Origin of the sequence: Pseudonocardia sp. Ae505_Ps2 (assembly GCF_001932425.1) — a bacterium.
In the GTDB taxonomy this organism is placed as follows: Bacteria; Actinomycetota; Actinomycetes; order Mycobacteriales; family Pseudonocardiaceae; genus Pseudonocardia.
In genome coordinates this window covers 69,325-71,142 of record NZ_MCIP01000002.1, presented here as the reverse complement: position 1 = coordinate 71,142, position 1,818 = coordinate 69,325, and the positions used below count along the sequence as shown (strand labels likewise).

At 64.0% G+C, this 1,818-nt stretch carries 2 protein-coding genes; one reads left to right on the top strand and one right to left on the bottom strand.

Features of this window, described 5'->3' with window-relative positions:
* Nucleotides 1-101 precede the first annotated feature (101 nt).
* The gene (locus tag Ae505Ps2_RS32225; RefSeq protein WP_170917006.1) at nt 102-269 is read left to right on the top strand and encodes a hypothetical protein; all 168 of its coding nucleotides are present in this window, start codon (nt 102-104) and stop codon (nt 267-269) included.
* Between the two features lie 623 nt (nt 270-892).
* On the opposite strand, the gene Ae505Ps2_RS31490 is transcribed toward Ae505Ps2_RS32225, so the two are convergent.
* Nucleotides 893-1,228 (bottom strand): hypothetical protein, encoded by a 336-nt coding sequence (locus tag Ae505Ps2_RS31490; RefSeq protein WP_139319116.1) that lies wholly within the window; start codon nt 1,226-1,228, stop codon nt 893-895.
* Between the last annotated feature and the right edge of the window lie 590 nt (nt 1,229-1,818).

Genomic DNA, 1,818 nt, shown 5'->3' with positions numbered 1-1,818 from the left:
ATCACCCTGGCCATGCTCACCGCGGCCTACCTCGCCGTCACCCGCGCCGCCGAACACGCACGCGAGGCCGAAAAGGGGGATCCTCAGCCAGCCGGCGCGCATTGATTCAGCTGTCGGGCAACGAGATCCGCCGTCTCCTCGCCGCGCTCGCCTTCACCCCGCTCACCTGCATCGACCACGTCATGCACTGGTCGACCTGGCGCCGTGAACGCCAACAACAGGCCCGCGACTGCCACTACCGCCGACGCGGCGAACGACCCCCGAGCTGATCAACTGCCGTTGCAGTACTAACTTGCTCCGCCGCAGGCGGCCGCGAAGCGACTCGCTCCGCCGCAGGCGGCCGCGAAGCGACTCGCCAGGACCGCCACCCGGACACCGCCAGCGACCACGCCCGACACACACCCGACCGAAGATCATCAGATGATGCATGGGTGTGGTGGCCCTTGATCTTGAACGGCGACAGCCGCAGCGGCGGACACACTGAGTCTTTGCCAACCTGACCGAGGACCCGCCGCGAAGCGGCGGCAGGGGCCCCGTCGGCAGCGGCCAGATCCCCGATGATGCAGGTCAGGCCGCCGCGCGGTCGCGGTCCGGGGAGGCCCACTCGACGGCTTGACCAGCACAAACGCCAGGTTGAAAAAGGCTCACTGCGCCGCGACGACACGGCGTCCGGGTTGGTGACCGATCCACGAGCAACAACCGCCAGCACCTAGGCATCCACCGATGACCTCCGCGCGCGACACCCACCACACGCGTCGCGCGCGGACCCGGAACTGCCGCGCCGCTTCCGGTCCTCACCCGCTAGCGCGGGCTCCGGTCCGGATCAACTTGCCCACGAGCCGCGCCGACGACACACCACCCGCCGCAGCCCGCCTCACCCGACAGTCCATGTTCACCGGTTTTCCTCCCAGTACTTCTCGATCGCCTCCGCCAAACCGTAAGAAGGATTCCTTTCTCTCCACTTACGCAACTCAGCCGGATCAATCTTTCTAGCCTTCGCCGCTCTTGTCGCAGCTTCTCGCTTTCTTTCAGTGCGAGAGAGCCCGGTACGGGCAAACACCGGCGACCCACCTGACGCCCACACCCCCACTCCAAGACCGAAGAAAGCTAGAGGAACGAAGACATCTTCTCCCATGAAGAGAAACGCCGCCCCGATGAGGGCGCAGATCAGCGCAATCCCACCACTCGTGATGAATACCGACGACCGCTCACGCGACATAAGCGCCACCGCCGTTCGCTACGCGCCGAACAACGATCAAGAGAAACACTGCGTACGCACCGCAGTAATTCCAAGCAACTCCGCCCCCAGGGCAGCCACCGGGCCCCCGATAGCTTGGATCTTCTCCCACCTGAAACTCGCCCCCCAGAAAGTCTGCACAGCCTCCTTGACGCCCCCCAGCTGCGCAACCAACTTCTTAATCTTCAGAATCTTAGCCGCAGGAACTAGAACACCACCTACCGCAACACCAATAGCCCCGACGCAACCAACAACACTAGCGCGAGATTGGCCACCGACAACAGAATAGTGCGACCGCAACCAATCCTGAGCAACAGAATCCCCCTGACGAAGAACCGAGTCAGGGACTGCACTAATACGCTCAAGGAACAGCGTCAGCCCTTCAATTCTGTCCCGCTCTTGCCCCGGAATGATCCCCAAGGAGCGGACACCAGCCACCGAAGCAGTAGCCACAGACGAAGTCTCAGCCGCAGCAACCCCCGCAGCCGAGCCCACGGCAACAGCCACGACCAACACCGCACCAATACCCCGGCACGCAAACCTCTTTGCACTCACGAGCGCATCCGAACACGCCCCCCCCC